Below are 2,094 nucleotides of genomic sequence, written 5' to 3' on the forward strand. Positions count from 1 at the left end.
ATAGAGCCTATCCGAAATCTCTTGTGGTGGGAGATGAAGGTCATCGCATGTTGTCACCTTACCAGATCGGTTTGCATCACAGGGAATATTTGGTATCAGACTGATCGCACGTTGGATTGAATCCATCGACGAGTTTCACTCGTTGTAGCGTGACGACAAGTTATTCAGATAGGCTCTTAATGTTCTTCATCACCTATTCGACTGGCCAACACGATGCTTCCCCGCAGCATCTGCTGCACTTCGTCTGCAACTACCTTATCGTAGAGCACCATGTCGATCCCTATGTCGAGATGGCGTGAAAAAAAGAAGAAGTATGGTTTGATCACTTCCAGCGGATTCGCAATCGGCTCATTCACTTGCAACAGCAGATCAGCATCACTCGTTCCGGTATGAGAACCGGTTGCCAGTGAGCCGATGAGGCGTACCTCTTGCAGGTGGGGGAAGATCGCCAATGCTTTCGCCGAGACCTCTCGCAATTGTCGCATCACCTCATCACGATTCAGGGAGATAGCTTTCACAGAACTGTATGACTCGATCCGCCGCATAGAGACCTTCTCTCGCCTATCGTTCGGTAAAGTAGTCAGCCGGTTTCCCCGCCGCAAAACCGTTTGGGTAGCGCGGTGGAATGTAATACATATCCAGCAGACGGACGCTATCTAACACTTCCTCGGGTATTTCCAGGTCTTGTCTCAAGCGTTTGAGCATTTCGGTAAGGGAGTGCCCCCACAGGGTTATTCCTCTAACGAGACCTAATGCCTTGATTACCTTCTCAGACGATTGTTGCAACGTAAAGCAGGCCCATTCGTAGTACCCGTATTGTCTAAGAGGGCGCGCGTGTAGTCTCGCTTCCCTTGCTCGTACCAGTCTTTCCAGCGATTCATCAACGACCATTCCTACATTCGGTCTTCCGCAATTAACGGTACAATGACCACAATACTATCATATCATATAGCCACTAATCCCTCTTTTGCAAACCGTTGTATCCCTACGTCTACTGTTTTACCGTGTGACCCTATCTGCATCAGGCTGGTCGTGAATCTCTTTTCCTCCATCAGCAGGCTTCATCCGTAACATGATGACGGGGTATTCGGATTAGACTACACTGCAATGCTCGGTCGCACATCGTCGGGCGACTGCTCAGAAAGGGTTTCACTTGCTCACGTTAGCATACACACTTTGATCCACGAGTGTAGATGAACATCTTGTCAGACATACTCTCAATAGGCGCCATGCCCCTTCCAAACCACAATCAATGTTCTCATCAAAATACGTAGGTCTAGCCAAAACGAATAATTCTGGATGTAGTAGAGATCATCCTCTGTATGCAGATGCATTGGCTTATCACTCCGACCATTGATCTGCCACCAGCCGGTAATCCCAGGGGGAACGCGAAACCGTTGCCATTGCCATGGCTCATACTCTGCCGCAATGTAGGGCATCTCAGGTCGTGGCCCGACCAGGCTCATCTCGCCGCGCAACACATTAAACAGTTGCGGTAGTTCATCGAGCGATGTCCGCCGTAACTTCCGCCCAACCCGTGTCACTCGTGGATCATCCTTCACTTTGTGAATCAGACGTCCCTGCTCATCACGTTTTGCCACCTCTTGCCAGCGCCGGTCAGCATCTTGATACATCGTGCGAAACTTCAGCATCTGAAAGCGCCGTCCGTGTTCACCGATGCGTTCCTGACGAAAAATGATCGGACCGGGTGATTCCAGCTTAATCAGAACAGCTATCAAGAGCATCACCGGTGCGAGCAGGATGATCAAGATGGTGCTCACGATAACGTCAAACATCCGTTTCACAAACCGCTGTGATGAGGTCAGCGCCGATTCGCGTAGCGAGATGAGCGGAATACCGCCGATACTTTCCACTGGTGTGCGCGCAAAGACGAGGTCAAGAGTCGTTGGCACCGTATGCAGCATTACCGGCTCTTTCAGCAATTGCAGCGATAGTTCGACCACTGTATCGTGACGTGATGGCGGGAGCGCAAAGATCACTTCATCGATCTGATAGCAGCGCACAAGGCCGACGAGGTCAGCCAGATGACCTAGGCGAGGCAGTTCTACCGGTGCGTCACGTTCATCAGAGACA

At 50.7% G+C, this 2,094-nt stretch carries 3 protein-coding genes; all 3 read right to left on the reverse strand.

Features of this window, described 5'->3' with window-relative positions; genetic code table 11:
• Nucleotides 1–176: 176 nt before the first annotated feature.
• Nucleotides 177–485, reverse strand: coding sequence for a nucleotidyltransferase domain-containing protein (locus tag JE47_RS0120060; protein ID WP_201771231.1), 309 nt, complete (start codon nt 483–485; stop codon nt 177–179).
• A gap of 76 nt (nt 486–561) precedes the next feature.
• Entirely contained in the window at nt 562–891 is a 330-nt protein-coding gene (locus tag JE47_RS20875) for a HEPN domain-containing protein (RefSeq protein ID WP_201771232.1), read from the reverse strand.
• A 326-nt stretch (nt 892–1,217) separates the two neighbouring features.
• Nucleotides 1,218–2,094: sugar transferase (locus tag JE47_RS0120070; RefSeq protein WP_031461444.1), on the reverse strand; the 877-nt coding region annotated here is incomplete at its 5' end.

Origin of the sequence: Chloroflexus sp. MS-G (genome assembly GCF_000735195.1) — a bacterium.
Classification (GTDB): domain Bacteria; phylum Chloroflexota; class Chloroflexia; order Chloroflexales; family Chloroflexaceae; genus Chloroflexus.

Excerpts from the sequence above, each read along its gene's own strand:
- JE47_RS0120060 (WP_201771231.1), bottom strand. The coding sequence starts at position 485 with ATGCGACAATTGCGAGAGGTCTCGGCGAAAGCATTGGCGATCTTCCCC.
- JE47_RS20875 (WP_201771232.1), bottom strand. The coding sequence starts at position 891 with ATGGTCGTTGATGAATCGCTGGAAAGACTGGTACGAGCAAGGGAAGCG.